This is a genomic window from Methanosarcina sp. A14 (assembly GCF_001729375.1).
GTDB lineage: Archaea > Halobacteriota > Methanosarcinia > Methanosarcinales > Methanosarcinaceae > Methanosarcina > Methanosarcina barkeri.
Genome location: NZ_LZPK01000097.1, coordinates 1 through 2446 on the forward strand (window position 1 = coordinate 1; position 2446 = coordinate 2446).

A 2446-nucleotide genomic window follows, 5' to 3' on the forward strand; every position below is an offset into this window, starting at 1 on the left:
CAGTACAGCTATAAACGTTAGAAGCCGCAATGAGAAAATTTATGTAGTCAATGTCGGTACACTTAGGTGGATTTATGTCCATAACTCCGTACGTTTTTAGAGAAACACTAAGCCATAAGTATATTTATAAAGATATCAAGTTTTCGGCATTTTAACTGCGTAAGTCCTAAGAACAAGAAACTTCAGAGATGATTTAAAAATTAAGCTAAAAACACAGAAATAAGTTCTGTAGAGACTTCAACGTGGATTAAAATATGACTTATATATACTGTTGTAAAGAGGCTTTGTTCTAATTTGCTGTCAATTTCAATCCAAATCTTCCTCTATTATTGAAACGGGCTCTAGATTAAAGTTTGATATAGGACTCGTTTGGTTTCAAAAATTTCATAAGTGGTAATTTTACAGATGAACTGAAGCACTGTTTAGGAGAAAACGGTAAATGTCCGATAAATTAGATCTCTCAATCGTAGTCCCGGTTTTCAATGAAGGAGAAAACGTAGGGGAATTATATAACCAATTGAATGTAGTTCTTTCAAGATTGGGAAAAACATCTGAGATCATTTTCGTAGATGATGGATCTATGGATGACACTTTTAAGAAGTTAAAAGCGATCAAAGATAGCAAAATTAAGATTGTAAGATTCCAGAGGAACTATGGAAAGGCTGCGGCTCTTTCCTGCGGGTTCAAGAAATCACGGGGAAATTTTGTTATTACCTTGGATGGAGACCTGCAGGACGATCCCAAAGAAATCCCTAGATTTCTTGAAAAATTAGAAGAATATGATATGGTTTCAGGCTGGAAGAGTAAAAGGCACGATCCTGTTTCAAAAACCCTTCCCTCAAAATTATTTAATGCTTTGACTCGATATATCACAGGAGTCAAAATTCATGACTTCAACTGTGGATTCAAAGGTTATAGAAACTATGTCGTAAAGAACGTAAGATTATATGGAGAATTCCATCGCTATATTCCAGCTCTAGCACACTGGAAAGGATACACTGTCGGAGAAATTGAAGTCGAACACCATCCTAGAATTCATGGAAAATCAAAATATGGAGTTGAAAGGCTACTTAAAGGCTTTCTGGATCTGATCACAGTAACATTTTTGAATCTATACAAGAAAAGACCCCTTCACATCTTTGGAGGTATCGGCTTCTTACTAATATTCTCAGCAATAATTATAAACCTGCACCTTGTTTCTTTATGGCTCATGGGTATCAAGATCGGAGACAGGCCTCTGCTGATGTTGAGTATATTAATCACGGTTCTTGGAGCTCAATTTATATCCCTTGGCCTGATAGGAGAACTGATCACAAACTCCAGAAATAACGATGATTATATTATAAAGTACGATAGCTATGAACTGGAAAACGATAGGTAAAACTGTAGTCAGTTTGGGGCTAATGTTTTACCTTATAGCCAAACTTGACCTGAGGACAATCTACCAGACCTTTACCCAGACAAATCTGGAATTGCTTTCTCTCTCGTTACCTTTTATTGCTCTGATGTACCTGATAAAAGCGATAAAATGGAAGTCTCTACTCGATTGTATAAATGTTCAAATCCCTGTAAAAAGATCACTTGAAATAATTTTAATGGGTAACTTTTATGGCGCTCTTACTCCGGGCAGGGCAGGAGAAGTTTCAAGAGCTTTTTACTTAGATACTGAGAACTCCAGAAGCATACCTACCGTAGTAATGGACAGAGTCATAGACATGGTCTGTCTTCTGGTTTTAAGTGTACTATCTATAGCTTTCTTTTTTAAAGATAAAAATTTAATATATATAATGACGCCAATGATAATGATTTTTATCGCTGGTATTTTCGTTATCACAAATGAAAAGATTGTAAATCTTATTTTCGGGATATTTTCGAAAAGAAGTGAATTTAAAGAAAATTATATTAAAACAATAAAACAAATCACCGGAAATAAAAAAGCTATTTTTTCTGTTTCTGCATTAACTCTTGGGTATTACTTGCTGAATTTATTGGTATACTGGATAGTTATAAAATCCTTAAATCCCGCATTAAACAGCTTACTTACCTTTTCTCTCCCAATAGTAGTAGTTCTGGGTAATTTTCCAATTTCTATATCAGGATTTGGAGTTAGAGAGTTTGTAAGCGTTACAATATTCAAGTTATTGAATGAAAGTTCTGCATATGGATTTTCCTGCTCTATAGTTCTATATTTCTTGACTACACTATTACCAGCAATATTTGGATTCATACTTACTTTAAGAAAAAAACCTTAAAATTTCAAGGCAGGTCGAATTGTTATAAAAAGGACATTGGGAATGGATATTAAGAGCGGATATTAAGAATGGATATTGAAAAAGGACATCGAGAACGGACATCAAGAAAGGATATTGAAAACGGACATCAAGAAAGGATATTGAAAACGGTTATTGAAAACGGTTATTGAAAACAGTTATTGAAAACGGTTATT

At 34.3% G+C, this 2446-nt stretch carries 2 protein-coding genes; both read left to right on the plus strand.

Going from position 1 to position 2446, the window contains the following annotated elements:
- The first annotated feature begins 439 nt into the window (after positions 1-439).
- Positions 440-1381: a glycosyltransferase family 2 protein gene (locus tag A9239_RS05415; RefSeq protein ID WP_048118230.1), complete on the plus strand. Its 942-nt coding sequence runs from the start codon at positions 440-442 to the stop codon at positions 1379-1381.
- Complete coding sequence (locus tag A9239_RS05420) at positions 1359-2252, plus strand: lysylphosphatidylglycerol synthase transmembrane domain-containing protein (protein ID WP_048118227.1); 894 nt, start codon at positions 1359-1361, stop codon at positions 2250-2252. Before A9239_RS05415 ends, A9239_RS05420 begins: the two co-directional genes overlap by 23 nt.
- The last annotated feature ends 194 nt before the right edge of the window (positions 2253-2446 follow it).

Excerpts from the sequence above, each read along its gene's own strand:
- A9239_RS05415 (WP_048118230.1), top strand. The coding sequence starts at position 440 with ATGTCCGATAAATTAGATCTCTCAATCGTAGTCCCGGTTTTCAATGAA.
- A9239_RS05420 (WP_048118227.1), top strand. The coding sequence starts at position 1,359 with ATGAACTGGAAAACGATAGGTAAAACTGTAGTCAGTTTGGGGCTAATG.